This window comes from Kistimonas scapharcae, assembly GCF_039540975.1.
Taxonomy (GTDB): Bacteria; Pseudomonadota; Gammaproteobacteria; order Pseudomonadales; family Endozoicomonadaceae; genus Kistimonas; species Kistimonas scapharcae.
Map to the genome: position 1 here is coordinate 1 of NZ_BAABFL010000242.1, position 1,381 is coordinate 1,381.

The 1,381-nt window shown below is 42.1% G+C and carries 1 protein-coding gene; it reads right to left on the reverse strand.

Translation table 11 applies throughout. The features are described 5' to 3' along the window. Positions 1-8 precede the first annotated feature (8 nt). Positions 9-926, reverse strand: a complete 918-nt coding sequence (locus tag ABD892_RS10670) for a P-loop NTPase family protein (protein ID WP_345195609.1) — start codon at positions 924-926, stop codon at positions 9-11. Positions 927-1,381 lie beyond the last annotated feature (455 nt).

Below are 1,381 nucleotides of genomic sequence, written 5' to 3' on the forward strand. Positions count from 1 at the left end.
AGGCTGGGTTACATGGCTGCGCGAACCTGCCCCATGCCAGCAAGGCTTCTCAAGCTGGCTGAGCCACAGTGGTAATCAGGTTCGGTTTTATGTCCAAGGAGATTGCTTATCATAAATGTGTCGCTGCTGGGCTTCAAATTTGCGCGCTGAATCTCATCTTCTGTATTGCTATAGATTGATTGCTGTGTATCCTCTTCATTTATACCATCCGCGCGTGCATTTCGAAGGTCCTGATCAATTTTGGTTCTTACAATGTAAAAAGGTTTGTCAGACGCCTGAGCTGCTTTAGCTAAATTGATTGCAGTTTTTGTCACTCTATTGGTACAGAGAACGATTGCAGCATCGAAATTATTATAACGGGTATGCCCAAAGTGCGCTGTTGACACTGGTGCGGGTTCGCATAACACAATGGAGTTATCCAATTCATAAAATGAAGTCTGTTTTACTTCTTGGCCAGTTACGCTAACGGGGGCAGCATCATCATCGGAGGCGCGTAAGCCTCTCATGGTATTAATGAAGGTGCTTTTACCGCAACCAGGATCACCGTCCACCGCAACTTTGAAATGATGTTCGAACTGTGTGGGTATATCAATTAACTCCTCAGCGATGGGGAGAGGTGCGTCTTCCTTTTCGCTCTTCTTTGGCTTTAATTGGTCAGGATCGGATATTTTTGCTGTATTTGAGAGTGTGTCAAAAGTCTCGGTTTTATCTACTCTGCGCCTTCCAAGTGACTGTGCAAAGTAACAGTTTGCGTATTCCGGGTGTTCTTGCAGCAATGTGTCGACATCTGCAGCTTCGACTGTATAACAGCAGAAAATATTAGCAATGGCGGCACAAATGGATAAGAAGATTCTGCATGGATAACAAGATTCGTTGTTTGCATTCCAGCTATATGAGGCTGCGGTCAATGGTGCAGGACATGCCATGATGAAACTCCTCTAAAAAAGGAAAGTGCTTACTTGTTGTTAATTGCAATTACTCGATAAAACGCTTGCATGGTGAAATACGTTGCTATCGACAAATTCTTTAATTGCGGGTTGTGCCGTAGGTTGCTTTCTTGGGCTTTTGAGGCTTGATAAAGTTCATTTTTTTGGGATATGTTGTTGTAAACAATAATGGAAATGTTATTTAATCTGTTTTTTATACAAGAATGTCAATTGATTCTGTCAATCTGGAAGGAAATACTTTAGGTGGTTTTTGTAAGACAATGTGTGTGAATATGACTTCAATGTTCGTGTGATTAGCGTCCCTGAAAAGCGCAATCATAAAGTGATTTTACGCTGCGATTATAACCACTTTTTATCCTTAAATCCCGCTTAACCTTGGGAATGTGAGCAAGCTGGCCGTACTTTTGGCAACAGAGTACAGTTTTTGCACAAAA